General features: G+C 65.8%; 27 protein-coding genes. 16 read left to right on the plus strand and 11 right to left on the minus strand.

Annotated features, from left to right (window positions below):
* Positions 1–36: 36 nt before the first annotated feature.
* Complete coding sequence (gene tal / locus E4487_RS15515; RefSeq protein WP_150605644.1) at positions 37–963, plus strand: transaldolase; 927 nt, start codon at positions 37–39, stop codon at positions 961–963.
* Positions 964–1017: 54 nt separating this feature from the next.
* Here the strand turns inward: tal and rssC are convergent, their stop codons facing one another.
* Both rssC and rssB read right to left on the minus strand, forming a co-directional pair.
* Positions 1018–1500, minus strand: coding sequence for an anti-sigma factor antagonist RssC (gene rssC / locus E4487_RS15520; protein ID WP_037050692.1), 483 nt, complete (start codon positions 1498–1500; stop codon positions 1018–1020).
* 8 nt (positions 1501–1508) lie between these two features.
* Entirely contained in the window at positions 1509–2693 is a 1185-nt protein-coding gene (rssB, locus tag E4487_RS15525; protein ID WP_037050690.1) for a two-component system response regulator RssB, read from the minus strand.
* Between the two features lie 214 nt (positions 2694–2907).
* On the opposite strand from rssB, the gene E4487_RS15530 reads away from it, so the two are divergent.
* Positions 2908–3207 carry a PilZ domain-containing protein gene (locus E4487_RS15530; protein WP_037050688.1) on the plus strand — a complete coding sequence of 100 codons (300 nt, stop codon included), beginning with the start codon at positions 2908–2910 and terminating at the stop codon, positions 3205–3207.
* Positions 3208–3265: 58 nt separating this feature from the next.
* On the opposite strand, the gene E4487_RS15535 is transcribed toward E4487_RS15530, so the two are convergent.
* Positions 3266–3970 (minus strand): VacJ family lipoprotein, encoded by a 705-nt coding sequence (locus E4487_RS15535; RefSeq protein ID WP_175253793.1) that lies wholly within the window; start codon positions 3968–3970, stop codon positions 3266–3268.
* 104 nt (positions 3971–4074) lie between these two features.
* Between E4487_RS15535 and E4487_RS15540 the strand changes: the two genes are divergently transcribed.
* The 3 genes from E4487_RS15540 (at position 4075) to E4487_RS15550 (ending at position 5647) form a co-directional block, all read left to right on the plus strand.
* Positions 4075–4485, plus strand: coding sequence for a thioesterase family protein (locus E4487_RS15540; RefSeq protein ID WP_175253794.1), 411 nt, complete (start codon positions 4075–4077; stop codon positions 4483–4485).
* A gap of 62 nt (positions 4486–4547) precedes the next feature.
* The gene (locus tag E4487_RS15545) at positions 4548–5264 is read left to right on the plus strand and encodes a phosphatase (RefSeq protein WP_037050681.1); all 717 of its coding nucleotides are present in this window, start codon (positions 4548–4550) and stop codon (positions 5262–5264) included.
* A 116-nt stretch (positions 5265–5380) separates the two neighbouring features.
* Positions 5381–5647 (plus strand): DUF4404 family protein, encoded by a 267-nt coding sequence (locus tag E4487_RS15550; protein ID WP_037050680.1) that lies wholly within the window; start codon positions 5381–5383, stop codon positions 5645–5647.
* 70 nt (positions 5648–5717) lie between these two features.
* Here the strand turns inward: E4487_RS15550 and queF are convergent, their stop codons facing one another.
* The 3 genes from queF to E4487_RS15565 all read right to left on the minus strand — a co-directional run bounded on the left by queF (position 5718) and on the right by E4487_RS15565 (position 8054).
* Positions 5718–6548 (minus strand): NADPH-dependent 7-cyano-7-deazaguanine reductase QueF, encoded by an 831-nt coding sequence (gene queF / locus E4487_RS15555; protein ID WP_175253795.1) that lies wholly within the window; start codon positions 6546–6548, stop codon positions 5718–5720.
* Positions 6549–6684: 136 nt separating this feature from the next.
* Positions 6685–7167 (minus strand): GAF domain-containing protein, encoded by a 483-nt coding sequence (locus E4487_RS15560; protein ID WP_037050676.1) that lies wholly within the window; start codon positions 7165–7167, stop codon positions 6685–6687.
* The gene (locus E4487_RS15565) at positions 7164–8054 is read right to left on the minus strand and encodes an ATP-binding protein (RefSeq protein WP_150605647.1); all 891 of its coding nucleotides are present in this window, start codon (positions 8052–8054) and stop codon (positions 7164–7166) included. Before E4487_RS15565 ends, E4487_RS15560 begins: the two co-directional genes overlap by 4 nt.
* Positions 8055–8162: 108 nt before the next feature.
* Here E4487_RS15565 and E4487_RS15570 point away from each other — a divergent pair, with 108 nt between their 5' ends.
* Complete coding sequence (locus tag E4487_RS15570) at positions 8163–10484, plus strand: response regulator (protein ID WP_175253796.1); 2322 nt, start codon at positions 8163–8165, stop codon at positions 10482–10484.
* Here the strand turns inward: E4487_RS15570 and E4487_RS15575 are convergent.
* The 3 genes from E4487_RS15575 to pdxB all read right to left on the minus strand — a co-directional run bounded on the left by E4487_RS15575 (position 10474) and on the right by pdxB (position 12663).
* Complete coding sequence (locus tag E4487_RS15575) at positions 10474–10932, minus strand: MarR family winged helix-turn-helix transcriptional regulator (RefSeq protein WP_175253797.1); 459 nt, start codon at positions 10930–10932, stop codon at positions 10474–10476. The genes E4487_RS15570 and E4487_RS15575 overlap by 11 nt on opposite strands.
* Entirely contained in the window at positions 10929–11414 is a 486-nt protein-coding gene (locus E4487_RS15580) for a glutathione peroxidase (RefSeq protein ID WP_134675577.1), read from the minus strand. Before E4487_RS15580 ends, E4487_RS15575 begins: the two co-directional genes overlap by 4 nt.
* A gap of 118 nt (positions 11415–11532) precedes the next feature.
* Positions 11533–12663, minus strand: coding sequence for a 4-phosphoerythronate dehydrogenase PdxB (gene pdxB, locus E4487_RS15585; protein WP_175253798.1), 1131 nt, complete (start codon positions 12661–12663; stop codon positions 11533–11535).
* Between the two features lie 150 nt (positions 12664–12813).
* Here pdxB and E4487_RS15590 point away from each other — a divergent pair, with 150 nt between their 5' ends.
* Together E4487_RS15590 and E4487_RS15595 are read left to right on the plus strand one after the other, a co-directional pair.
* Positions 12814–14187, plus strand: coding sequence for an MATE family efflux transporter (locus E4487_RS15590; protein WP_134675575.1), 1374 nt, complete (start codon positions 12814–12816; stop codon positions 14185–14187).
* A 45-nt stretch (positions 14188–14232) separates the two neighbouring features.
* Positions 14233–15315, plus strand: a complete 1083-nt coding sequence (locus E4487_RS15595) for a DUF3080 domain-containing protein (protein WP_175253799.1) — start codon at positions 14233–14235, stop codon at positions 15313–15315.
* Here E4487_RS15595 and tusA read toward each other — a convergent pair.
* Complete coding sequence (tusA, locus tag E4487_RS15600) at positions 15312–15563, minus strand: sulfurtransferase TusA (protein ID WP_037050659.1); 252 nt, start codon at positions 15561–15563, stop codon at positions 15312–15314. The two genes, E4487_RS15595 and tusA, sit on opposite strands and share 4 nt — an antisense overlap.
* A gap of 216 nt (positions 15564–15779) precedes the next feature.
* On the minus strand, positions 15780–16835 hold the full coding sequence (gene rlmM, locus E4487_RS15605) for a 23S rRNA (cytidine(2498)-2'-O)-methyltransferase RlmM (RefSeq protein ID WP_037050655.1): 1056 nt from the start codon (positions 16833–16835) through the stop codon (positions 15780–15782).
* 221 nt (positions 16836–17056) lie between these two features.
* Between rlmM and acnA the strand changes: the two genes are divergently transcribed.
* From acnA to E4487_RS15645, 8 genes are all read left to right on the plus strand, one after another.
* Positions 17057–19798 (plus strand): aconitate hydratase AcnA, encoded by a 2742-nt coding sequence (gene acnA, locus E4487_RS15610; protein WP_175253800.1) that lies wholly within the window; start codon positions 17057–17059, stop codon positions 19796–19798.
* A 181-nt stretch (positions 19799–19979) separates the two neighbouring features.
* Positions 19980–21545: a PAS domain-containing methyl-accepting chemotaxis protein gene (locus tag E4487_RS15615; RefSeq protein WP_150605654.1), complete on the plus strand. Its 1566-nt coding sequence runs from the start codon at positions 19980–19982 to the stop codon at positions 21543–21545.
* Positions 21546–21646: 101 nt separating this feature from the next.
* Positions 21647–22051 (plus strand): thioesterase family protein, encoded by a 405-nt coding sequence (locus E4487_RS15620; RefSeq protein ID WP_175253801.1) that lies wholly within the window; start codon positions 21647–21649, stop codon positions 22049–22051.
* A gap of 114 nt (positions 22052–22165) precedes the next feature.
* Positions 22166–22687 (plus strand): adenylate kinase, encoded by a 522-nt coding sequence (locus tag E4487_RS15625; RefSeq protein ID WP_175253802.1) that lies wholly within the window; start codon positions 22166–22168, stop codon positions 22685–22687.
* 50 nt (positions 22688–22737) lie between these two features.
* The gene (locus tag E4487_RS15630; RefSeq protein ID WP_037050646.1) at positions 22738–22974 is read left to right on the plus strand and encodes a helix-hairpin-helix domain-containing protein; all 237 of its coding nucleotides are present in this window, start codon (positions 22738–22740) and stop codon (positions 22972–22974) included.
* Positions 22975–23007: 33 nt separating this feature from the next.
* Positions 23008–23370 (plus strand): VOC family protein, encoded by a 363-nt coding sequence (locus E4487_RS15635; protein ID WP_150605656.1) that lies wholly within the window; start codon positions 23008–23010, stop codon positions 23368–23370.
* 205 nt (positions 23371–23575) lie between these two features.
* Complete coding sequence (locus E4487_RS15640; RefSeq protein WP_257229439.1) at positions 23576–23821, plus strand: hypothetical protein; 246 nt, start codon at positions 23576–23578, stop codon at positions 23819–23821.
* On the plus strand, positions 23797–24369 hold the full coding sequence (locus tag E4487_RS15645; RefSeq protein ID WP_175253803.1) for a GNAT family N-acetyltransferase: 573 nt from the start codon (positions 23797–23799) through the stop codon (positions 24367–24369). Before E4487_RS15640 ends, E4487_RS15645 begins: the two co-directional genes overlap by 25 nt.

The following is a 24369-nucleotide window of genomic DNA, read 5'->3' on the forward strand; positions in this document are numbered from 1 at the left end:
GTAAGGTCATGCCATCCGCAACGACAAGGCCACGTCATGACCTCCAAGCTGGAACAACTCAAGCAGTTCACCACCGTAGTCGCCGACACCGGCGACCTCGACGCCATCGCTCGCCTGCAACCGGTGGACGCCACCACCAACCCGTCGCTGCTGCTCAAGGCCGCGGCCCTGCCCCGCTATGCCGACCTCCTGCGCCAGGCCGTCGACGCGGGCAAGGGGGACCTGGGCCTGGCGTGCGATCACTTTGCCGTCGCGGTCGGTCAGGAGATTCTCAAGGTCATCCCGGGGCGTATCTCGACCGAGGTCGACGCACGCCTGTCATTCGACACCGAGGCCACCCTGCAGCGTGCTGAACGCCTGATCGGTCTCTATGAAAAAGCGGGGATCGGCCGCGAACGCGTGCTGATCAAGATCGCTTCGACCTGGGAAGGCATTCGCGCGGCCGAACGCCTGGAGAAAGCGGGCGTACAGACCAACCTGACCCTGCTGTTCACTTTCGCCCAGGCCCAGGCCTGCGCCGATGCCGGTGTGTTCCTCATCTCGCCGTTCGTGGGGCGCATCTACGACTGGTACAAGAAGGCTGAAGGCCGCGACTTCGTCGGCAGTGAAGACCCGGGCGTGCAGTCGGTCACCCGCATCTACGACTACTACAAGCACAATGGCTATGACACGGTGGTGATGGGCGCGAGCTTCCGTAACCTCGGCCAGATCGAAGCACTGGCTGGCTGCGACCGCCTGACCATCAGCCCCGAGCTGCTGCAGAAACTGGCCGAGGACGACGGCCAGCTGAGCCGCCAGCTGGCGCCGGGGGCAGCGGGCGAGCCGCGCCAGAGTCTCGATCAGAGCGCCTTCCGCTGGGCGCTGAACGAAGACGCCATGGCCACCGAGAAACTGGCCGAGGGCATTCGTCTGTTCGCCCGCGACCAGGAAAAGCTCGAGGCGCTGCTGACTGCCACGGCCTGAATGAAAAAAGGGGGCGTCAGCCACGCTGACGCCCCCTTTCGAATACGCCCGAGGTCAGTGCCGTTCGAGCGCGCTGACCAGATCGTGAAAGGCCTCGCGATTGGAATCGTTGAGCCCCATCAGGATACGGTGCGCTTCCAGCACCTTGGCCTTGACCACTTCCTCGGACTGATCCTGCGAAGGCAGGTCGTCCAGGCACTCCGGACAAGGGATCGGCCGGTTGACGATATTGAACACCTGATCGAAGCCCATGGACTCCAGCAGGCGGGTGATATCGTCGTGCGTGGTCACCACGGTGGGCAACAGGCCAACCTTCTGCCGGGACAGAATGGACAATTTCGCCAGCAAACCGAGCGTGGTGCTATCGATACTGCGGGTTTCGGTCAGGTCGATGACGATGGCCGAAAAATTCAGTGCGGTAAAAATCTTTTCAATCGTGGCATCCAGCGCTGAACACAATGTCAGCCGGACTTCACCGACGAACTTCAGGACGAAGGTACCGTCCTGCTCGGCGAATTGGATGCGACCGGGGCTCATCCCAGGATTCATGCAAGGTTCCTGCTCAACACCAGCAAGGCGATATCATCCGGCATCTCGCCCAGATTGGCCAGACCGAGAACTTGACGCAAACCACTCAGGGTACCGCCAGCCTGGCTAAGCAGTTGTGGCAGCACCAGTTCCTTGTCTTTCAGGGTATCTCCCGGCAACAGGTCAAGGATGCCATCGGACAACAGGGTCAGGCTGAACGACTCGGGTAGCGCCATGACCAGATCGTTGTATTCGGCCTCTTCGAACAGGCCGACCGGCAGACCGCGCCCTTCCAGATAGCGGGCCTGACCGTTCTCGAACAGCACGGGCAGCGGCAGGTGGCCACCGACGCTGTAGGTCAGCGTACCGCTGTCCTGGTCGATCACCCCGCCGAGCATGGTCACGTGCTTGCCCAGCTTGCAGTTGATCAGCCCACGGTTGATGTGGCCGAGCACGTCCGAGGGCTTGAACTCCGGCAGCCCGCCGCCGCGCCGCCACTCGTAGAGCAGGCGCGTGGTCATGAACTTGAGCAGCACGGTGACGAACGCGGAGGACGCGCCGTGCCCGGAGACGTCCGCCAGATAGAAGGCGATGCGCCGTTCGTCGATACGGAAGTAGTCGACGAAGTCTCCGGAGAGGTACAGCGACGGAATGATCTGGTGCGCGAAGGTCAGGTCATCCACCTGCCAGGGCGTCACCGGCAGCATGTTCATCTGCACCTGGCGCCCGGCGTTCTGGTCTTCCTGCAGCAGGTGCAGGCTGGCCTGCAGCTCGCGGTTGGCCGCTTCGAGCTTGTCGCGGTAGCGCTGGTTTTCCTGGCGCAGGCGATAGCGGTCGAGCGCTCGGTTTACCGAGTGCTCGAGCACGGCCAGGTCTTCCAGGGGCTTGATCAGGTAATCGGCCGCACCCAGGCGCAGGGCCTCGACGGCATCGTTCATCACGCCGGCCCCGGACACCACGATGACCGGCACTTCGATGCCCAGCGCATTGATCCGGCGGATCAGCTCGAGTCCGTCGACCTGCGGCATGCGCAGGTCACAGATCATCAGGTCGGGGTGTTCCTGCTGAAAGACTTCCAGCCCCTGCAAACCGTTATTGGCCTGCAACACCTTGAAGCCGCTGTCTTCGAGATAGGCCGCGAGGCTTGCACGCACGACGTCGTCGTCGTCGATGATCAGCAGAGTGGCACTGGTTTTGTGCATGGGGTATCCAGGCAAACTGCGCCAGGGCAATTTTTGGTCACTGCCCGTAGCGCGGCGCCGCATCGGTGGCGCCAGGGCGATTTCAAGGGGCAGACGGTACTCCCATCTGTCCAGCGATTCAAGCCGGGACCGGTCGTCGTTCGGCGGCTTTACAGGTCAAATCGGCGGGGGTTATAAGAGCCGCGGGAGAGCTCATAAGAAGAGGACAGGGTCCATGAGTCAGAACGATCGAGCGTACAGCGAGAAACGCGACTACATCCGCATGCGATTGGAAGCTCCAGTCATCCTCCATCATGCTGGCCGGGAAATCCCGGCAATGTGCCTGGATCTCTCCAGTACCGGCATGCAAATCGAGGCCGAAGTCACCTTGAGCATGGGCGATAAGGTCAAGGTCCACATCCCCTCCGAACACAACGAGCTGGCGGGCCTCGATGCCCAGGCCGAGGTGGTGCGCATCAGTGACCTCGAGGATGGCCGTCAGTCGCTCGGGCTGGCCATCCTCTCCATGAGCTGAAATCTGCCCTTACGAAAAAGGCGGCCCTGGGCCGCCTTTTTTGCGTCCGCCAAGGTGCTCAGAAGTCGTCCTCGACCTCACCGTCCTTGACCTTGAACTCGCGGCTCTGCAGGTAGGCGTTGCGGATGAAGATGTACTTGTCGCCGCTGACCAGGCGCTCGGCCTGCAGCAGGCTGGCACGGGTATCGATGACTTCCACGCCACGGCTCACGTTGCGGGTCGGCACGTGGTCCATGTACGGATAGGGCGTCAGGAAGCTGTCCGGTACGCGGCCGGTGGCATCACGCACGGTGCTCGGGCCGAGGAACGGGATCACCAGGTAGGGCCCGCTCCCCACGCCCCAGGCGCCGAGGGTCTGGCCGAAGTCTTCGTCGTTCTTCTGCAGCCCCATGTGCTTGGCCACATCGAAGAAGCCCAGCAGACCGAAGGTGGTGTTGAACAGCAGACGCCCGGTATCGACGCCGGCATCGTGGAACTTGCCCTGCAGCAGGTTGTTGGCCAGGTTGCCGACATCGCCGATATTGCCGAAGACATTGTGCACGCCGTCTTCGAGGAACTGCGGCGTCACGGCCTGGTAGCCCTGTGCGACCGGCTTCAGCGCGTAGGTGTCGAGCGTGTCGTTGAAGCTGAACATGGCACGGTTGAAGCCCTCCCAGGGGTCATCCTCCGACGCCGCCTGACTCAGCACAGGCAAGCAGCTCAGGCCAACGAGCGCGACCAGACTGCCGAGGCGCGCGATCCAGCGAGTACCGGTCACATGCATTGAATTCTCTCCTTGAGGAAAATAACGTGGCCACCGCCAGCGGCCCGAAGGCCGCGTAGTATAAAGCCAGGAGCCCGTCTTGGGCAGCATAGCGAACAATTGCCATGACCGATAAGACACTGCTGCATACCGCCCACATCCCCGTACGCTGGGGCGACATGGACAGCTACGGACACGTCAACAACATCATCTACATGCAATACCTGGAGGAGGCCCGCGTCGCCTGGCTCGAACTGGCGGGCGTGCCCATGAGCAACGTGCCCCAGGGCCCGGTCGTGCTGCAGACCCAGCACACCTACCTGAAACCCGTGGTCCACCCGGCGACCGTGATCGTCGAGCTGCGCGCCGGCCAGGCTGGTCGCAGCAGCCTGGTAGTCGAGCATCGCCTGAGCACGCTGGACGATCCCGAGACGCTGTACGGCGAAGGTTACTGCAAGCTGGTGTGGGTCGATCACGCCAGCGGCCGTTCCGTTGCCCTGCCAGAACACGTGCGTGCGCTGTTCACCGTCACCTGACGGTCATCTTTTGGTCATCCAGCACCAGTAGATTGAGCGGGGCCACTGTCACGGACGCTGCCATGCCCTCCTCTCCGACCGCCCTCCTCTTCGAGCTATCCGGCTGCCTGGTCGACTTCGGCGCGCGCACGCTGCCCGTCGCCCTGCAACGGCTCTACCCCGAATGCAGCACAACGACGCCTGTCGACACCCCTCAGCAGGCACTGGAGGCTTCACTGGGGCGCCCCGCGACGCCAGCGCAGCTGCAGGCCCTGCGGGAGACGCTCAGCGAGGTGGCCGGCGAACACGCCGAACTGGCGCCAGGCGCCGAACGCCTGCTCAATGACCTGGCCGACGGTGGCGTGCCTTGCGCCTGGCTCGACAGGCTGCCGAGCGATGCCAGCCTGCGCCTGGCCGAGGCGCTGCCGGACTCGGTGCTGGCAGCCCTGCCGCAGCAGGCCAGAGCCTGGCCGGCCCCCGACAGCTGCTGGCAAGCGCTGACCCAGCTGGGGGTCGAGCGCCTGGACGGCTGCATCCTGGTCAGCGGCAACCCGCTGCTGCTGCAGGCCGGGCTGAACGCCGGTTGCTGGACCATCGGCCTGGCCGCCTGCGGCCCCTTGTGCGGGCATGCCCCGGCCGACTGGCAGGCGCTGGCCGGCAACCAGCAGGAGCGCCTGCGTGCCGAAGCCACGCTGCAGCTCTATCGCCTGGGCGCTCATTCGGTGGTCGATCACCTGGGCGAAATCGCCGCCAGCCTGGACGACATCGGCATGCGCCGCAGCAAGGGCGAAAGACCCTGAGCGGTTGATCCGGGTCAGGCAAAAGCGCCACGCTTGGAGTACCCTTCAGGTACAGGCGGAAAACTTCCAGCATGGCCTGGGGTCAATGCCTATGCCGATTCGACAAGGAGAACTCTATGCCAGCAAGCGACCTGCAGCAGCAACTGGAAGCCCTACAGCAACACCTGGCCCAGGACACGCCGCTCAGTGAGGAAGAACGGGCATCGCTTTACCTGCTGACCCAGGAAATCGAGGTGCAACTGGCGCGCGAGGCTGCGGCTGCACCGGATGCGACGCTGGTCGATGGCGTCAACCTGGCAGTGGAGCGTTTCGAGGCCAGCCACCCCACGCTCGCCGGCACTCTGCGCAACATCATGCAAAGCCTGGCCAACATGGGCATCTGAACAGCCTGCGCCGGATGACACCGGCGCCTCCAGCAGAAAATGCCGCCCGAAGGCGGCATTTTTCATGGCATCACTGACGCGCGAGACGACCGTTCTCGCTAGTGATCGCCGCCGAGCTGCGGTAGGGATTGATGTCCAGTCCCCCACGGCGCACATAGCGCGCATACACGGTCAGCGACTGCGGGTTCAGCAGGCGCTGCAGGTCGAGGAAGATGCGCTCCACGCACTGTTCGTGGAAATCGGCGTGCTGACGGAAGCTCACCAGATAGGCCAGCAGGCTGGCAGGATCCAGCGCCGCGCCCTGGTAGTGCACCACCAGGCTGCCCCAGTCCGGCTGACCGGTGACCGGGCAGTTGGATTTGAGCAGGTGGCTGTGCAGGCACGCCTCCTCCACCCGTCCGGCGTCACAACGCAGCAGCTCCGGCTGCGGGTGATCGTACTGGCTGACGCTGATTTCCAGCTCATCGATGCACTGGCCCGGCAACGTCGCCACGCCCTCCTCCGCCACTTCCGCCAGCGAACGCAGACGCACGGCCACAGGCTTGCCGGCCACCGCAGACAGATCACTGGCCAGGGTCGCCTGCACCTCGTCCCAACTGGCGAACATCGTCTGGTTCAGCGAGTTGAGATAGAGCTTGAACGACTTCGACTCGATGATGTTCGGCGAATCGGCCGGGATGGCGAATTCGGCGATGGCCACCACCGGCTTGCCGGACGGCAGCAGCCAGGAAAGCTCATAGCAGTTCCAGTAATCCACGCCCTGATACGGCAGGTTGGCACCATCCAGGCCCAGCTCGGCCCACTTGGTCGTGCGCGAAATGGGAAACAGCAGTTCGGGGCTGTATTCGGCGATGTACTGGCTGGACTTGCCCAGCGGAGAGTGTTCGGCGGGGTGCTGCATGGTGCGGAATCCGGAATGGCGAGAACCGGGCGAGTTTAATGACTTGAGCAGCGCTTGTCCTGAGCCGTTGCGCAAGGCGCGCCGCTCGCGGGCACGCAGCCACGCCGGTGCGCGGCCGCTGGTGCCCCGTCACGGCTCAGCAGTCGCTGGCCGCCAGGAAGATCGCCGCCAGCGCCTCGACCCCGGCCTGATCGGCCTCACTGAAGCGCCCGAGCGACGGGCTGTCCAGGTCCAGCACCCCGATCAGTCGGGCATCCTTCACCAGCGGCACTACCAGCTCGCTGTTCGAAGCGCTGTCGCAGGCGATATGCCCGGCGAAGGCATGCACGTCTTCGATGCGCTGCGTCTGCCGGCTGGCAGCAGCGGCGCCACAGACGCCACGGCCGAAGGCGATGCGCACGCAGGCAACCTTGCCCTGGAACGGCCCGAGCACCAGTTCGCCGTCCTTGACCAGGTAGAAACCCGCCCAGTTCAGGTCCGCCAGTTCATGGAAGAGGAAGGCGGAGAACTGCGCGGCATTGGCGATGAAATCCCGCTCGCCGCTGAGCAGCGCCTCCAGCTGTGCGCTCAGCAAGCGGTAGCCATCGAGACCGGAGCCGGTTTGCGACAGATCGATCATGCCTGTTGCTCCAGCAGTTGCAGGCCGACCCAGTGACGGGCGAACTGATAGGCGCAACGGCCGTTGCGGTTGCCGCGCCCCAGCGCCCAGCGAATGGCGGCCTTCTCCAGCGCCTCGTCCCAGTTCCAGCGCAGGCCGACCTGGCGCGCCTGTACCTCGACCCAATGACGCACGACGATCAGGAAGTGCTCCTGGCTGAAGGGATAGAACGACAGCCACAGACCGAAGCGGTCGGACAGCGCGATCTTGTCCTCGACGGCCTCGCTGGGGTGCAGCTCGCCATCGACCATCTTCCAGTTCTCGTTGTCGCTCTGCCGCTCGGGCACCAGGTGGCGGCGGTTGGAGGTGGCGTACAGCAATACATTGTCTGGCGCCTGCTCGAGCGAGCCGTCGAGCACGCTCTTGAGCACCCGATAGTCGCCCTCGCCCGCCTCGAACGAGAGGTCGTCACAGAACAGCACGAAACGCTGCGACTGCCCCGCCAGCAATTCCACCACCCGTGGCAGATCGGCCAGGTGGTCGCGCTCGATCTCGATCAGGCGCAGGCCTGCCGCAGCGTGCTCGGCGAGCAGGGCGCGCACCAGCGATGACTTGCCCGTACCCCGCGCCCCCCACAGCAGTGCGTGGTTGGCCGGCAGGCCGCTGACGAACTGACGGGTGTTGCGCGCCAGCTGCTCGCGCTGGACATCCACCCCCAGCAGATCGCTCAGCGACAGGTCCAGGCACACGTCCAGCGGCTGCAGGAAACCACTGCGGCCATCACGCACCCAGCGCGCCGCCACGCAGTGGCTCCAGTCCACGTGCGGACGCAGCGCCGGCAGCAAGGGTTCAAGGCGTTCCAGCACCTGCTCGGCGCGGGCCAGAAAGTCCAGCAATCGGGAATCCACGATCGACTACTCCTTTTGCGCAGAACCGCACGTTGCAGGCTCTGCCGATACAGCGTCGCGATCAGCTATGCTTGGCATGCGCCAAGGATCAGAGACACGCACACATTCATGGATATTTCGCTCACCAATCGCCTGTCATTCAAACAGGCCGGCCTGACCGTGCTGGTGGCGTTTATCCTCGGCACGCTGTTGAGCGTCACCCAGGTGGCGATCGATTATGCCAGCGAAGACGCCTCCATCAACCGAGAGATTCGCGCCCTGCTGGAAATCAGCCACAACCCGGCAGCGCGCATCGCCTACAACATCGACGCGGAACTGGCCCAGGAGCTGGTGCTCGGCCTGTTGCGCTCGCCAGCGGTTACCCGCGCCGAGCTGATCGACAACAGCGGCCTGGTGCTGGCCAGCGTCAGCCGGCCGCGCAGCGAGAGTCGCTACAGGGTATTCAGCGACAGCCTGTTCAGCGCCGAGCGCGAATTCCAGGACCCGCTCTTCGTCTCCCATGCGCCCCATGAGGCGCTGGGCATTCTGCGCCTGGAGGTCGACACCTATGCCTTCGGCAGCCACTTTCTGCGGCGCTCCCTGCTGACCCTGCTGACCGGTTTCGCCCGCAGCCTGCTGCTGTCGCTGATCCTGCTGGTGCTGTTCTACTTCATGCTGACCAAGCCGCTGACCGGCGTGATCCGCGCGCTCAGCGAGCGCAACCCGCAGGACCCGCAGCATCGTCCGGTGCCCTGCCCGGAAGGCCACGAGCGCGATGAGATCGGCATTCTGGTGGAGGTCACCAACCGCCAGCTGTCGAGCATCGCCCAGGAAATCGAGCAGCGGCGCAATGCCGAGGACCGCCTGACCCAGTACCTGAACGAGCTGGAGAACATCGTTTCGGCGCGCACGGCCGAACTCAAGGCCACCAATGCCCGCCTCAGCCAGTCCAACCGCGAACTCGAGGTCGCCCGCACCACGGCGCTGAACATGGCGCAGGCGCGTTCGGCCTTCCTGGCCAACATGAGCCACGAGATTCGCACGCCGCTCAACGGCCTGCTGGGCATGCTCGCCCTGGCACTGGACGGCCCGCTCAGTGCCGAACAACGCCAGCAGCTGGGCATCGCCCATGACTCCGGCAAGGTGCTGGTCGACCTGCTCAACGATATCCTCGACCTGTCCAAGTTCGAGGCCGGGCAACTCGAACTGGAGTCCATCCCGTTCGATATCGGCGCCCTGGCCGAAGAAACCGCCAGCCTGCTGTCGCAGAACGCGGCAGGTGCCGTCGAGCTGACCTGCCTGATCGACCCCGCGCTGCCGGCGCAGGTGCTGGGTGACCCGACCCGGGTGCGCCAGATCGTCAGCAACCTGCTGTCCAATGCCTTGAAGTTCACCCGCTTCGGCCGCGTCGATCTGGCGCTGACGCGCTGCCCCGAGGGGATCTGCATCCGCGTGCGCGATACCGGCATCGGCATCTCCGAGGAAGCCCAGGCGCGCATCTTCCAGCCTTTCGCCCAGGCCGAGGTGGGCATCACCCGCGAGTATGGCGGTACCGGCCTCGGCCTGGCGCTGACCCGACGTCTCTGCGAGGCCATGCATGGCCAGCTGAGCCTCGACTCCAAGGAAGGCTTCGGCAGCGAGTTCCGCGCCGAACTGCCGCTGCCCACGCATGCGCAGGCCAACCCGCAGCCGCTGCTGCAAGGCAACATCGTCGCGCTGACCGCCGCCAGCAGCGGCCTGCAGCAGATGCTCAGCCAGTGGCTGCCCGCCTGGGGCCTGGGCTTCCGCCGCCTGGATACCGATGCCAGCCTGCTCGGTGTCGACGCCGACCTGCTGATCAGCGACTGCCCGGAGTGCCTGCTCGGCATTCGCCCGGCCATCAGCACACCGGTGCTGCTGGTGACGGCCTATGGCAACTTCCTGCCGCACGATCAGGCGCAGCGTCTCATGCCCCTGCTGCAGATCGCCCGCCCGCTGTCCCGCAGCGGCCTGATCCAGGTGCTGCGGCACATTCTGCAGAGCGACGACGGCGACGTGCATGCCGACGCCCAGGCCAAGCCGACGCGCTCGAGTTCGGCCCGCGTGCTGCTGGTCGAGGACAACCCGGTCAACCAGATGGTGGCCAAGGGCATGCTGAGCAAGCTCGGCTACCAGGTACTGATCGCCGGCCACGGCGCCGAGGCCCTGGACGTGCTGGAGCAGGAGTCCGTCGACCTGGTCCTGATGGACTGCAACATGCCGGTGATGGATGGCTACGAGGCCAGCCGGCGCATTCGCAGCAACGGTCGCTGGCCGGAACTGCCGATCGTGGCCCTGACCGCCAATGCGCTGTCCGACGAGCGCGAACGCTGTCGCGCCGCCGGCATGAACGATTACCTGGCCAAGCCCTTCCAGCGCGAGGAGCTGGCCAACATGCTCAACACCTGGCTGCCGGAGAGCGTCAGCCGTTGAGCCTGGCCAGCAGCTGGTCCAGATTGCGCCGCAGCCCCTCCATCTCCAGCAGCTCCTGATCGGCGAACTGGCACAGCAGCTGTGCCTTCAATGGCGGAACCTGCGCGCGCAAGCCCTGCCCCGCCTCGCTCAGTGCCAGATGCACCTCACGTTCGTCGCTGGCCGAACGCCGCCGCAGCACCAGGCCCATGTGCTCCAGGCGCTTGAGCAGCGGCGTGAGGGTCCCCGAATCCAGCTGCAGGCGCTGGCCGAGCGCCTTGAGCGTGGGCTGCACTGGCGCCTCGTCCTGCCATTGCCACAGCACCAGCATCACCAGGTACTGCGGGTAGGTCAGGCCCAGCGCGTCGAGCATCGGCTTGTAGGCACGAATGACCGCACGTGACGCCGCGTACAGCTTGAAACACAGCTGGTTGTCCAGCTGCAGTTGCGCGCTATCGGATGCACTCATTTCAACAGCGCTTCGATCTCGCTGCCCAGCTCTTCCGGCTTGGTGGTCGGGGCGAAACGCTTGACCACCTGGCCATCCTCACCGATCAGGAACTTGGTGAAGTTCCATTTGATGCCCTGGCTGCCGAGCAGGCCCGGCGCACGCTTCTTCAACTGCACGAACAGCGGATGCGCATCGCTGCCATTGACGTCGACCTTCTTGAACAACGGGAAGCTGACACCGAAGTTCAGCTCGCAGAACTCGGAGATCGCCCCTTCGTCACCCGGCTCCTGCTTGCCGAACTGGTTGCAGGGGAAGCCAAGCACCACCAGGCCCTTGTCCTTGTACTGCTGCCAGATGCTTTCCAGGCCCTTGTACTGGGGAGTGAAGCCGCACTTGCTGGCGGTGTTGACCACCAGCACGGCCTTGCCGCCGAAGTCCGCCAGGGTTTTCTGCTCGCCCTTGATGGTGGTGACCGGAATATCGAAAAGCGCATTGCTCATGGGAATCGTCCTGAATGGATGAGAGTGGCGAACAAAATAGCGAGCAATTAAATTGCATGCAATTTAATACCCATAAAAATAAGGCGCATGGATAGCGCCTCATTGCCTGGCCGCAGCGTTACACCAAGGTTGCGCCCAGCGCCTGCACCAGCCTGGCGAGTTGCGGCGCCTCGCCCTGGAGGCGTACGCGCAGCCCGTCGATCTCGCGGCGCATGGGGTAATGCTTGCGCAGGTGGTCGAATGCCGCGCGGCGCGTGGCGGCCTCGCCCACGAGGCTGCGGCGAAAATCGGCGTCGTCGCGCCGTGGGTCGTACACCGCCCGGCACAGACTGGTCAGCAGCCAGCCGGGCTCGGCGCTGGCGTCGATGCACAGCTCACCCAGCCAGGGCGGCGGCAGCAGATCGGCCAGGCTCACCTGCTCGGCCACGCCGAGAACGCGGCAGCAGGCCTGATAGATCTGCGCCGTACCGCGCAGCTTGCCGTCCAGGCTGTAGCCGGCGATATGCGGCGTCGCCAGCTGGCACAGCGCAGCCAGTTCAACATCGGCCTGCGGCTCACCCTCCCACACATCCAGCACGGCCTGAAGATCGCACCGCACCGGCAACAGCTCGCGCAGGGCGGCGTTGTCCACGACCGCGCCGCGACTGGCGTTGATCAACCAGGTGTCAGGCTGCAATGCGGCCAGGCGCCGGGCATCGAACAGGTGACGTGTCGACGCGTCCAGCGGCGTATGCAGGCTGATCACGTCGCACGCCTCGATGATCTGCTGCAGATCGACGAACGCGCCGCCCTCGGCAGCCTGTCGCGGCGGGTCACAGACCAGCACCTGCCAACCCAGCGCCTGCAGCACATCGACCAGGCGCCCGCCGACCTGCCCCACGCCCACCACACCGTAGACCCGCGTGGCCGGGTCGGCCCCCTCGCGCTCGGCCAGGGCGAGGATGCTGCCCAGCACGTAATCGACCACGCCACGGGCATTGCAGCCCGGCGCACTGCTCCAGGCGATGCCCGCCTCGGCGAAGTAGTCGAGGTCCAGATGATCGGTGCCGATGGTGCAGGTGCCGACGAAACGGACCTTGCTGCCTTCGAGCAGGGCGCGGTCGACCTGGGTCACCGAGCGCACCAGCAGCAGGTCGGCACCGCGCACGTCCGCCGCGCCGATCGCACGTCCAGGCAGGCGGCGGATACGGCCGAAACCGGCAAAGAATTCATCGAGCAGGGGAATGTTTTCGTCAGCGACTATCAGCATGGCGGGCTCCACGAGGCAGGCGTCCATTCTAAGCCAGCATCGCCGTCAGCGTCGCCCCGCAGGCCGCTTGACGGTGCGTCACACCGAGCTTTCCTGACCGACACGTCAAGGCGTAGACTACGCGGTTTCCTGCCTTCCCGAAGAACCGAAATGTCCACCGACACCCGCCTTGGCCGCGTGCGCACGGAACTGCGCAGCCTGCTCCTGCTGGCCACCCCCATCATCATCGCCCAACTGGCGCACACCGCCATGGGCTTCGTCGATACGCTGATGGCCGGGCGCGTCAGCCCGCAGGACCTGGCCGCCGTGGCGCTGGGCAACTCGATCTGGGTGCCGGTGTTCCTGCTGATGACCGGCGTGCTCCTGGCGACCACACCCAAGGTCGCACAGCGTTTCGGCGCGGGCGAAGAACCGAGCATCGGCCCGCTGGTACGCCAGGCCCTGTGGCTGGCCCTGGCCGTGGGCGGCAGCGCGGCGACGCTGCTGTGGAATGCCGAGTTCATCCTGCGCCACATGAATGTCGAGCCGGCCCTGGTCACCCCGGCCATGGGCTATCTGCGGGCCGTGGCCTGCGGCTTTCCTGCGGTCGCGCTGTTCCATGTGCTGCGCTGCTTCAGCGACGGCCTGGGCCACACGCGACCGACCATGGTGCTGGGCATCATCGGCCTGATGCTGAACATTCCGGCCAACTACATCTTCATCTACGGCAAGTTCGGTTTGCCGGCCATGGGCGGTGTCGGCTGCGGCTGGGCCACGGCGCTGGTGATGGGCTTCATGCTGATCGGCATGCTGGTCTGGGTGAAATGGGCGCCCTACTACCGCGCCAGCGGGCTGTTCGCTCATTTCGAGTGGCCGCAATGGGCCGTGATCCGCCGCCTGCTGGCCATCGGCGTGCCGATTGGCGTGGCCGTCTTCGCCGAATCCAGCATCTTCGCGGTGATCGCCCTGCTGATCGGCGGCCTCGGCGCGACCGTGGTCGCCGGGCACCAGATTGCCCTGAACTTCAGCTCCATGGTGTTCATGATTCCCTACTCGCTGGCCATGGCCTCCACAGTGCGCGTCGGTCAGGCACTGGGACGCGGGCAGCCGCGCGAGGCGCGCTTCGCGGCCGGTGTGAGCATGGGCGCCGCGCTGGGCTACGCCTGCCTGTCGGCCAGCCTGATGCTGTTGCTGCGCGAGCAGATCGCGCAGATCTATACCCCGGACAAGGCAGTGATCGCGGTGGCGGCGACGCTGATCGTGTACTCCGCGCTGTTCCAGTTCTCCGATGCCATCCAGGTCACTGCTGCCGGCGCCCTGCGTGGTTATCAGGACACCCGCATCACCATGCTGCTGACGCTCTTCGCCTACTGGGGCATCGGCCTGCCGGTGGGCTACGCCCTGGGGCTGTCCGACTGGCTCGGCGAACCCAGCGGCCCCAGCGGCCTGTGGCAGGGCCTGGTGGTCGGCCTGACCTGCGCGGCGGTGATGCTCGCCATTCGCCTGGCGCGCAGCGCACGCAGGCGCATTCGTCACGCGGTCTGAACGAGGGCGATTGGATAGCCGGGGGATCGGCTCTAGACTGAGCCCATGACACGACTCGTCCTGTTCCTCGGCCTCCTGCTGCTGGCCGGCTGCCAACCGGGCAACGACGGGCTGGCGCTGCAGCGCGACTACCTCGAACGCCTGCAGCGCTCGCTCGACGGTGCGGACTTCGCACCCTTCGACACGCGCACGCTCAGCCAGTATCGCCTGCCCGCGCGACGCCAGCGCCTGCTGGAGCTGCCGGAACTGCGCATCGGCCTGCTCGATCTGGTGATCGATGCGCGGCGCTGCCCGCACCTGCAGCAACTCATCAGCCAGCGCAACAGCAGCCTGGGCAAGCAGCTCCTGCCCAGCCAGCGCCTGGGTTACGAGGGCGACCTGCTACGCGCCATCGACGACTGCCTGCCGCACCTGCCGGACAGCGCCAGCCTGAAAGGCACCCTGCAGCGCCTGGCCGCAGAGAAACGCCGGCAACTGCCCGCCGTGTTCTGGAACGCACTCAATGGCAGCCCGGAGTTCGAGCACTACCTGCGTTTCGCCGACCAGGCATTGCCGCTCGGCAGCCAGAAAGACAACGCCGCCCTCGACGCCCTGCAGCGCCTGGCCAGCGTCGGCGCGGCCCTGCCCCGCCAGCTGCCGTCGGGCAGCGACACCCTGGACCCGCTGTTCTTCGCGCTCTACGCCAGCGAGCAAGGCGGCCAGCTGATCACCAGCCTGGCCAGCCTGCGCCACACCCTCGACGCCGGCAGTGAACTGCTGGAGCAGCGCCAGCGCACGCGCCCCCTGTGCCCGCTGGGCCAGGCGACGCCACGCGGGCGCATCCTGCAGAACATCTTCGTCAAATTCTACGCCGGCGGCCTGCAGCCGTACCTGGCGCAGGTCGACCAGCGCGGCCAGCAGTGGCAGGCGGTGCTGCACCAGCTGCAGCGCGTCGAGGGCATTCCAGCGGCCACCCGCGAGCACCTGCAGCGACTGGCTGGCGAACAGGACGGTTTGTGGCAGGCGTTTCGCGCCGCCACGGCGCGCCACGTCAAGGCCTGGCAGAAGGTGCTGAACAGCTGCGGCCTGGCGCCGGGGCAAACGGGATGGAAAGGCGCCGGGCGCGACGCCGAATCCTGGGCTGGCTAGTCCGTCTTCTTGCGGATCCAGTACAGGTAGGTGCCGTCTTCCTCGGCCTGGCCGAGCAGCTCATGGCCCAGGAACACACAGAACTTGGGAATGTCACGACGGGTCGAGGGATCGGTGGCGATCACCTTGAGCAGGCCGCCCGGCGACAGGTCGCGCACCTTGTTGTGCAGCATCATCACCGGCTCGGGGCAGTTCAGGCCACTGGCGTCGAGCAGGTCATCGTGATTGAGGGTCAGGGCTTCGGACATAGGGGGCTCCACAGGCAGGCGCGCATTGTCGCGCAAAGCTGACCTCCAGGTCACCCTGCGCGCACAACCTTGGATGGGCGGCGCATGCTCGCCAACTGCGGCAGAGTGCCTGCGCTCCGGCGTGTCAGGGATGGCCCGCACGCGCGCTCCGGGAGGACTCCGGAACGACGCGGGAGTCCGGGCCGGGCCCCTGCGGCCCGAGCCCGGTTCATCCCCTCACTTGCCGTGGCGGCGCAGATGACAGGTCACTTCCTCACGGTCGTGGTAGAGCTGCTTGCAGCCGATACTGACCTTCATGCCTCGCTCCGCCAGCCCCGACGCGATGCGCTCGAGCAAGCGCCGCACCTCGGCATAGCGCTGCTTCATCGGCAGCTTGAGGTTGACCACCGCCTCGCGGCACAGCCCCTCGCCCAGCCAGGTCTCGATCATCGAGGCGGTGCGCGCCGGCTTCTCGACGATATCGCAGACCATCCAGTGCACCGGATGGCGCGGGCGGAAGGTGAAGCCGTCAGCCCGCTGGTGCACCACGAACCCCGAATACATCAGGCTTTCGGCCATCGGCCCGTTGTCCACGGCAGTGACGCGGATTTCCCGGTTGACCAGCTGCCAGGTCCAGCCACCGGGCGCAGCGCCCAGGTCCACGGCGGTCATGCCCGGCGCCAGGCGCTGGTCCCACTGTTCACGCGGGATGAAGTGATGCCAGGCCTCCTCCAGCTTGAGCGTGGAACGGCTCGGCGCCTCGCGCGGGAACTTGAGGCGCGGAATGCCCATCGGCCACATCGCCAGGTTATCCGCCTCGGCGATGCCGGCGAACACCTCGCGGCCGCTCTTGAAGGTCAGCAGCAGGCGCGGTTTCTTCGCGTCCTCCACCAGCCTGCCGGCCTTGAGCAGCGCCTTGCGCAGCGGGGCCTCGAACTTCTTGCAGAAGGTGGAGACTTCCTTGCCCTCGTTGGTGTCGAGCACCTCCAGCCACAGGCTGCCGCACACCGGGTAGTCGGCCAGTGCCTCCAGCAGCACACTGATGCGCTCGCTCTCCGGCAGCTCGACGAAGCGCCCACGCGCCCACTGCCGCGGGAAGATCAACTGGTTGAAACGCACGCTGCGCATCAGGCGCTCGCAATCGGCCGCATCGTTGCAGACGAACTCGGCGCACGCGCTGCCAGGCTTGGCCTTGGAGTAGCCGGGCACGTCCAGACGAGCCGCGAGGTCGCTGATCTCGGCGCAGACCTCGCCCTCGAAACCGGGGCGGCAATGCAGAAACAGGGTATTCATCAAAGCGTCTCCTTGAGCCGCGCATGATACCTGAGGCGGGAACCTGAGGCCTGCAAACCTGTCCAGCTACTGTGTAGCCATCATCGTTTGAAGCGGCTACGACTGCTCGCAAACCACGCACATTCAAGGATACGGCTCGCAAGACTCGTCAGGCGGGACTAGCTTGAGAGTCTGCCGCCATCAGACATAGCCCGAACCGTGCGGGCCCAAGGAGACGTGCAATGCCCTCCCTCGATAGCCTGAACTGCCGCCGCGAACTGAAGATCGGCGACACCACCTACCACTATTTCAGCCTGCCCGAGGCGGCCCGCCGCCTTGGCGACATCCAGCGCCTGCCCAAGTCGCTCAAGGTGCTGCTGGAAAACCTGCTGCGCAACGAAGACGGCCAGACCGTGAGCGCCGAAGACCTGCAGGCCATGGTCGACTGGCTCGACCAGCGCGCCTCGGACCGCGAGATACAGTACCGCCCGGCACGGGTCCTGATGCAGGATTTCACCGGCGTCCCGGCGGTGGTCGACCTGGCCGCCATGCGCGACGCCATGGCCAGGGCCGGCGGCGATCCGCAGCGCATCAACCCGCTGTCGCCGGTGGACCTGGTCATCGACCACTCGGTGATGGTCGACCGCTACGCCTCCTCCAGCGCCTTTCACGACAACGTCGAGCTGGAAATGCAGCGCAACGGCGAACGCTATGCCTTTCTGCGCTGGGGCCAGCACGCCTTCGCCAACTTCAGCGTGGTACCGCCAGGCACCGGCATCTGCCACCAGGTCAACCTCGAATACCTGGCACGCACGGTGTGGACGAAGAGCGAGGACGGCGCCACCCTCGCCTACCCCGACACCCTGGTCGGCACCGACTCGCACACCACCATGATCAACGGCCTCGGCGTGCTCGGCTGGGGGGTTGGCGGCATCGAGGCGGAAGCAGCCATGCTCGGCCAGCCGGTGTCGATGCTGATCCCCGAGGTCATCGGCTTCAAGCTCAGCGGCAAGCTCAAGGAAGGCATCACCGCCACCGACCTGGTGCTCACCGTGACGCAGATGCTGCGCAAGAAAGGCGTGGTGGGCAAATTCGTCGAGTTCTACGGCGACGGCCTGGCCGAGCTGCCACTGGCCGATCGCGCCACCATCGCCAACATGGCACCGGAATACGGCGCCACCTGCGGCTTCTTCCCGGTGGATGACATCACCCTCGGCTACCTGCGCCTGTCCGGCCGCCCGGAAGCGAGCGTGCAACTGGTCGAGGCCTACAGCAAGGCCCAGGGCCTGTGGCGTGAAGCCGGGGCAGAACCGCTGTTCAGCGACAGCCTGAGCCTGGACATGGGCAGCGTCGAAGCCAGCCTGGCCGGGCCCAAGCGTCCGCAGGACCGCGTCGCGCTGGGCCAGGTCAGCCAGGCCTTCGACGACTTCGTCGGCCTGCAGCTGAAACCGGCGGCCAGGGAAGAAGGCCGCATGCTCAACGAAGGCGGCGGCGGTACGGCCGTCGGCGGCGACCAGCAGAGCGGCGGGATCGACTACCAGGACGACGGTCATACCCACCGCCTGCAGGATGGCGCCGTGGTGATCGCCGCCATCACCTCCTGCACCAATACCTCCAACCCCAGCGTGATGATGGCGGCTGGCCTGCTGGCCAAGAAGGCCGTGGAGCGAGGCCTGCAGCGCCAGCCCTGGGTCAAGAGCTCCCTCGCCCCTGGCTCCAAGGTGGTCACCGAATACTTCGCGGCCGCCGGCCTGACCCCCTACCTGGAAAAACTCGGCTTCGACCTGGTGGGCTACGGCTGCACCACCTGCATCGGCAACTCCGGCCCGCTGCGCGAGCCCATCGAGAAAGCCATCGCCAAGGCCGACCTGACCGTGGCCTCGGTGCTCTCCGGCAACCGCAACTTCGAGGGCCGCGTGCATCCGCTGGTGAAGACCAACTGGCTGGCCTCGCCACCCCTGGTGGTCGCCTATGCCCTGGCCGGCAGCGTGCGCATCGACCTCACCCGGGACGCGCTCGGCACCGGCAAGGACGGCCAGCCGGTCTACCTCAAGGACATCTGGCCGAGCCAGGCAGAAATCGCCGACGCCATCGCCAAGGTCGATACCGCGATGTTCCGCAAGGAGTATGCCGAGGTCTTCGCCGGCGACGCGAAGTGGCAGGCAATCAGCGTGCCCGAGGCCGATACCTACGCCTGGCAGACGGACTCCACCTACATCCAGCACCCGCCGTTCTTCGAGAACATCGCCGGCGATCCCCCGCGCATCACTGACATCCGCGATGCGCGAATCCTCGCCCTGCTGGGCGACTCGGTGACCACCGACCACATCTCGCCGGCCGGCAACATCAAGGCCGACAGCCCGGCCGGACGCTACCTGCGCGACAATGGCGTGGCCCAGGCCGACTTCAACTCCTATGGCTCGCGCCGTGGCAACCATGAGGTGATGATGCGTGGCACCTTCGCCAACATCCGCATCCGCAACGAAATGCTCGGCGGCGAGGAAGGCGGCAACACCCTGCACATCCCCAGCGGTGACAAGCTGGCGATCTACGACGCCGCCATGCGCTACCAGAGCGAAGGCACGCCGCTGCTGATCGTCGCCGGCAAGGAGTACGGCACCGGCTCCAGCCGCGACTGGGCAGCCAAGGGCACCAACCTGCTGGGCGTCAAGGCCGTGATCGCCGAGAGCTTCGAGCGCATCCACCGCTCCAACCTGGTGGGCATGGGCGTGCTGCCGTTGCAGTTCAAGCCCGGCACCGATCGCAACACCCTCGGGCTGACGGGCCAGGAGACGCTGGCCATCGAAGGGCTCGAAGGCGTGGAACTGCGCCCGCAGATGCCCCTGACCCTGATCGTCAACCGCGAGGACGGCCAGCAGGAACGGGTCGAAGTGCTGTGCCGCATCGATACGCTCAATGAGGTCGAGTACTTCAAGGCCGGTGGCATCCTGCACTACGTGCTGCGCCAGATGATCGCCAACTGACGCAAATGCCCTGCTGCTTCCTGCGGCAGGGCGCCTATTCTTCGTTGGGCCAGGGACGGCCGCCATCGCGACAGAAATGTGACGCCATTCAAAAAGCGTTACACTCGCAAAAAACGGATTCAGCCCTCAACTTCGCCACTTGCCGGCCGATGACAGGGCATTACAACGACGGATACCTGCCATGCGTAACAACCAACCGGTCACCCAGCGCGAACGCACCTTCCCTGCGCAGCAGCGTCTGATCTCCACTACCGATCTCAAGGGCCAGATCACCTACTGCAACGACGCCTTCGTCGAGATCAGTGGCTTCACCCGCGAAGAACTGCAACGTGCGCCGCACAACATCGTGCGCCACCCGGACGTTCCGCCGGCCGTGTTCGATCACATGTGGACGACCCTCAAGAGTGGCCGCCCGTGGATGGGTATCGTCAAGAACCGCTGCAAGAGCGGTGACTTCTACTGGGTCAACGCCTACGTCACGCCGATCACCGAGAACAACCAGGTGGTCGGCTACGAGTCCGTCCGCGTCAAGCCCAGCGCCGAGCAGGTACGCCGTGCAGAGGCACTCTACGCACGGGTCAACGCCGGCAAGTCGGCCGTTCCGGCGAGCAATCAGTGGGTGCCCATCGTCCAGGCGTGGATGCCGTTCATCCTGGTCAGCCAGATCGGTTTTCTCATCGGCCACTGGATGGGCAGCAACTGGGGCTTCATCCTCGCCGCCCTGCTCTCCGTACCGCTGGGCCTGGCCGGCATCGCCTGGCAGACCCGCGGCATCAAGCGCCTGCTGCGCATCGCCGAGCAGACCACCTCCGACCCGCTGATCGCGCAGATGTACACCGACAGCCGTGGCGCCGAAGCACGCCTGGAGATGGCCATGCTCAGCCAGGGTGCGCGCCTGAAGACCTGCCTCACCCGGCTGCAGGACACCGCCGAGCACCTGACCCAGCAGGCGCGCGAAGCCGACAAGCTGGCCCACAACAGCTCGGCCGGCCTCGAGCGTCAGCGCAGCGAAACCGAACTGGTCGCCACCGCCGTCAACGAGATGGCCGCCACCACCCTGGAAGTGGCCAGCAATGTCGCCCGCACCGCCATCGCCACCCAGGAGGCCAATCGCCTGACCAGCGAGGGCCGCGGCATCGCCGAGGAAACCCGCGAAGCGATCCAGCGCCTGTCGCAGTCGGTGGGGGACACCGGCGAGACCGTCACCCGCCTGGCCCAGGACAGCAATGAAATCGGCGGCGTGGTCGATGTGATCAAGGGCATCGCCGACCAGACCAACCTGCTGGCCCTCAACGCGGCCATCGAAGCGGCCCGCGCCGGCGAGATGGGGCGTGGTTTCGCCGTGGTGGCGGATGAAGTCCGGTCGCTGGCGCAACGCACCGCCGAATCCACCGAGCAGATCCACACGCTGATCGCCAAACTGCAGCGCACCGCCGAAGAAGCGGTGATGACCATGGAAATCGGCCGCAAGCAGGCCGACGAAGGCGTCGAACGCGTGCTGAAGGCCGACCAGGCGCTGTCCGGCATCAGCGATTCGGTCGCCAACATCGCCGACATGGCCAACCAGATCGCTGCCGCCGCGGAAGAACAGAGCGCCGTGGCCGACGAGATCAATCGCAACATCACCACCATCGCCCAGCTGGCCGACCAGACGGCTGGCGAGGCGCAGAACACGGCCAAGCTCAGCCAGGCCCTGACCGGCACCGCCCAGGGCCAGTACGCGCTGGTCGAGCGCTTCAACCGCTGACCCCGACCCGGCGCAGTGGCTCAGCCGCTGCGCCGGGTTGCGCACCTGCGCTGTTCCAGGCGCACAGTACGTCCAGCAACGCCCAACCCGAGACCTTCCCCATGAGCTTTGTAACGAAGCGACGAATTCTCTTCGGCGACTGCGACCCGGCCGGCATCGTCTACACGCCACGCATCAGCTACTTCGTCATCGAAGCGGTGCACGACTTCCTGGCTCACGCCCTTGGCGGGCCGGCCATACGCGAAATCTTCGCGATGGGCATTCTGCCTCCCGCCCGCGCACTCTCGATCGAGTTCCTGGCGCCCATGGCCTGGGACGAGGTCATCGACATCGAGGTGCGCAGCGGCGATCTCACCACCAGCTCGTTCTCCTTCTTCGTCGAGGCTCGCAATGCCGCGCACGACGTCACCTTCCGCGCCACCCTCACGCAGGTAGCCGTGTCCCCCGAGAGCAAGCGCCCCATCCCGCTGCCCCAGGCGCTGCGTGACGCCCTGAGCGCGACCTGACGCCCCACGGCGACCCGACACGCGCCTGCATGCGGCGTTTCTGCAGTACCCAGACGCCGGGCAGCCGTGCAATCATCCGGCACAACGCAGTGCACGCGAAGGGAATGATGGGGCATGAAACGGATAGCCGTTTTCGGCAAGCCAGGTGGCGGCAAGTCCACACTGGGCAGGAAACTGGCACAGGCCAAGGGCCTCGAGCTGTTCCCCCTGGACCTGATGGTCTACCGAGCCGACGGAACCAGGGTGTCGAACGAGGAATACGACGCGGCGCACCGCGCCATTCTGGACCGGGACGGCTGGATCATCGAAGGTCTGGGCACGCTGGAGTCCTTCTGGCAACGGCTGGAATCCGCAGACACGCTCATCTACGTCGACCTGCCGTACTGGCAGCACTACTGGTTCACCTGCAAGCGACTGCTGCAGAGCGCATGGGTGAGACCGGAAGGCTGGCCGAAGGGCAGCTCCGTGCTGAAAGGCACCCTGGCGAGCTGGAGATACCTGCGCCTGTCACCACGTTTCTGGACCAGCGCCTTGCTCGCCAGGATCGAGGCAAGCGCCGCCGGCAAGGCGCTCTACCACTTGCAGTCGACCGCAGATATCGACGCCTTCGTCAACGCGCATACGGTGCGCCGCTGAACACGCGCCAGTCGATCAACGGCAAATTCAATCCCTCGGTAGCCATCACCATGCCCTTTCCAGCCCATGAATACGACGCACTGATCAGCCTCAAGGGCGTAGGCCCGACCGTCGTTCGGCGACTCGAACAGATAGGTTTCAACTCACTCGGCGATCTGGCCGAAGCCTGCGTCGGCGATATCGTCAGCGCCGTATCGGCCCAGCTTGGCTCGACCTGCTGGAAGAACAGCCCGCAGGCACGCGCAGCCATCCAGGCGGCCATCGACCTGGCCAGATCCCGTCAGTGAATCCACCCTGCACACAGAGCCAAGGAGCCCGGCATGCCTGCCCACGAGAAGATCGACTACGTCGAATACCCCACCCGCAACCTGCCGGCCAGCAAAGCCTTCTTCCAGGCCGCATTCGGCTGGCATTTCACGGATTACGGCCCGGATTACACGGCATTCGCGGGCGAAGGCCTGGACGGCGGATTCTTCAGCGCCGAGATGTCGGCGCGTAGTGAAAACGGCAGCGCGCTGATCGTGTTCTACAGCGCGCGACTGGAGGAAACGCTGCACAAGATCGAGGCCGCTGGCGGGAAGATCGTCAAACCGATCTTCGCCTTCCCGGGAGGCAGGCGCTTCCACTTCGTCGAGCCCGGCGGCAACGAGTTCGCCGTGTGGTCGGAGCCGGACAGCCAGTAGCCGACACCCTCTGCAGCAGTGCCCGCCCTCGCCCAGGTCCCGTACGCGGTGCCAGGGGTGCGGGAATACCGGCGGAGAAACGCTGTAATAGTTGACCGCCGGCATTCGTTTGACCACTGCCCTGGGTGCACATTAACGTCCCTGCCCTTCACCTCTCGGGCGAGCGTCGCTGCGCCCGGGTCGTGGATGCGGATCATGCTGATCGATGCCCGCCGAGGCCTTGGCCTTCACCTGCCTGCAAGCGGGCCAGCTGAACACCCCGCTCGAACAGGCGGCGCGGAACGGCGAGGGCCAGTTGATTGCACTGCACGATGTCGTCGCCCTGGTGCGAACGCTGCTGGGCCTGTCCGCTGCCAGCCAGGCGCGTGAGCGGTTGCGCGCAGCCATTGCCGATGAGCCCCTCGACTACCTGAACGAGATATCCCGATGCCCGATCTTTCCGTCCATCTGACTACGCCACGTCTGCTGCTGCGCCCACTGGAAGCTGCGGATGCCCCGGCACTGTTCGCAATCTTTTCCGATCCCCAGGTCATGCAGTACTGGAACACCCCGGCCTGGGCCTGCGAGGCCGTGGCACAGGACTTCATCCGCGCGGAATGCCAGGCCATGCACGACGGCCAGCGCCTGACCCTGGCCATCGTCAACAGGGACAGCGGCGAGCTGATCGGCAAATGCCTGCTGTTCAGCTACGAACCCGAGTCGCGGCGCGCGGAGATCGGCTTCGGCATTGCCTCGAGCGCCTGGGGCCGGGGTTACATCCAGGAGGCGGCCCGTGAGCTGCTGCGCCACGGGTTCGAAACCCTGGGGCTCAACCGCGTCGAAGCGGAGATCGACCCGAGCAACGCCGCCTCCGGGCGGGCGCTGGAACGCCTGGGTTTCAGCAAGGAAGGTCTGCTCCGCCAACGCTGGATCATCGACGGGCAGGTATCGGATTCGGCACTCTACGGGCTGCTCAGCGAAGATTGGTATAGCCTTCAGGACAGGCAACAGCAGCGGTGA

It is taken from the genome of Pseudomonas sp. BMW13 (assembly GCF_013357275.1).
Lineage (GTDB): Bacteria > Pseudomonadota > Gammaproteobacteria > Pseudomonadales > Pseudomonadaceae > Aquipseudomonas > Aquipseudomonas khazarica.

Excerpts from the sequence above, each read along its gene's own strand:
- rssC (WP_037050692.1), bottom strand. The coding sequence starts at position 1,500 with ATGAGCCCCGGTCGCATCCAATTCGCCGAGCAGGACGGTACCTTCGTC.
- E4487_RS15630 (WP_037050646.1), top strand. The coding sequence starts at position 22,738 with ATGCCCTTTCCAGCCCATGAATACGACGCACTGATCAGCCTCAAGGGC.
- rlmM (WP_037050655.1), bottom strand. The coding sequence starts at position 16,835 with ATGAATACCCTGTTTCTGCATTGCCGCCCCGGTTTCGAGGGCGAGGTC.
- E4487_RS15575 (WP_175253797.1), bottom strand. The coding sequence starts at position 10,932 with ATGAGTGCATCCGATAGCGCGCAACTGCAGCTGGACAACCAGCTGTGT.
- E4487_RS15625 (WP_175253802.1), top strand. The coding sequence starts at position 22,166 with ATGAAACGGATAGCCGTTTTCGGCAAGCCAGGTGGCGGCAAGTCCACA.
- queF (WP_175253795.1), bottom strand. The coding sequence starts at position 6,548 with ATGCAGCACCCCGCCGAACACTCTCCGCTGGGCAAGTCCAGCCAGTAC.
- E4487_RS15640 (WP_257229439.1), top strand. The coding sequence starts at position 23,576 with ATGCCCGCCGAGGCCTTGGCCTTCACCTGCCTGCAAGCGGGCCAGCTG.
- E4487_RS15535 (WP_175253793.1), bottom strand. The coding sequence starts at position 3,970 with ATGCATGTGACCGGTACTCGCTGGATCGCGCGCCTCGGCAGTCTGGTC.
- E4487_RS15615 (WP_150605654.1), top strand. The coding sequence starts at position 19,980 with ATGCGTAACAACCAACCGGTCACCCAGCGCGAACGCACCTTCCCTGCG.
- E4487_RS15530 (WP_037050688.1), top strand. The coding sequence starts at position 2,908 with ATGAGTCAGAACGATCGAGCGTACAGCGAGAAACGCGACTACATCCGC.
- tal (WP_150605644.1), top strand. The coding sequence starts at position 37 with ATGACCTCCAAGCTGGAACAACTCAAGCAGTTCACCACCGTAGTCGCC.
- E4487_RS15540 (WP_175253794.1), top strand. The coding sequence starts at position 4,075 with ATGACCGATAAGACACTGCTGCATACCGCCCACATCCCCGTACGCTGG.
- tusA (WP_037050659.1), bottom strand. The coding sequence starts at position 15,563 with ATGTCCGAAGCCCTGACCCTCAATCACGATGACCTGCTCGACGCCAGT.
- acnA (WP_175253800.1), top strand. The coding sequence starts at position 17,057 with ATGCCCTCCCTCGATAGCCTGAACTGCCGCCGCGAACTGAAGATCGGC.
- E4487_RS15595 (WP_175253799.1), top strand. The coding sequence starts at position 14,233 with ATGACACGACTCGTCCTGTTCCTCGGCCTCCTGCTGCTGGCCGGCTGC.
- pdxB (WP_175253798.1), bottom strand. The coding sequence starts at position 12,663 with ATGCTGATAGTCGCTGACGAAAACATTCCCCTGCTCGATGAATTCTTT.
- E4487_RS15545 (WP_037050681.1), top strand. The coding sequence starts at position 4,548 with ATGCCCTCCTCTCCGACCGCCCTCCTCTTCGAGCTATCCGGCTGCCTG.
- E4487_RS15645 (WP_175253803.1), top strand. The coding sequence starts at position 23,797 with ATGCCCGATCTTTCCGTCCATCTGACTACGCCACGTCTGCTGCTGCGC.
- E4487_RS15590 (WP_134675575.1), top strand. The coding sequence starts at position 12,814 with ATGTCCACCGACACCCGCCTTGGCCGCGTGCGCACGGAACTGCGCAGC.
- E4487_RS15635 (WP_150605656.1), top strand. The coding sequence starts at position 23,008 with ATGCCTGCCCACGAGAAGATCGACTACGTCGAATACCCCACCCGCAAC.
- E4487_RS15550 (WP_037050680.1), top strand. The coding sequence starts at position 5,381 with ATGCCAGCAAGCGACCTGCAGCAGCAACTGGAAGCCCTACAGCAACAC.
- E4487_RS15580 (WP_134675577.1), bottom strand. The coding sequence starts at position 11,414 with ATGAGCAATGCGCTTTTCGATATTCCGGTCACCACCATCAAGGGCGAG.
- E4487_RS15620 (WP_175253801.1), top strand. The coding sequence starts at position 21,647 with ATGAGCTTTGTAACGAAGCGACGAATTCTCTTCGGCGACTGCGACCCG.
- E4487_RS15570 (WP_175253796.1), top strand. The coding sequence starts at position 8,163 with ATGGATATTTCGCTCACCAATCGCCTGTCATTCAAACAGGCCGGCCTG.
- rssB (WP_037050690.1), bottom strand. The coding sequence starts at position 2,693 with ATGCACAAAACCAGTGCCACTCTGCTGATCATCGACGACGACGACGTC.
- E4487_RS15560 (WP_037050676.1), bottom strand. The coding sequence starts at position 7,167 with ATGATCGATCTGTCGCAAACCGGCTCCGGTCTCGATGGCTACCGCTTG.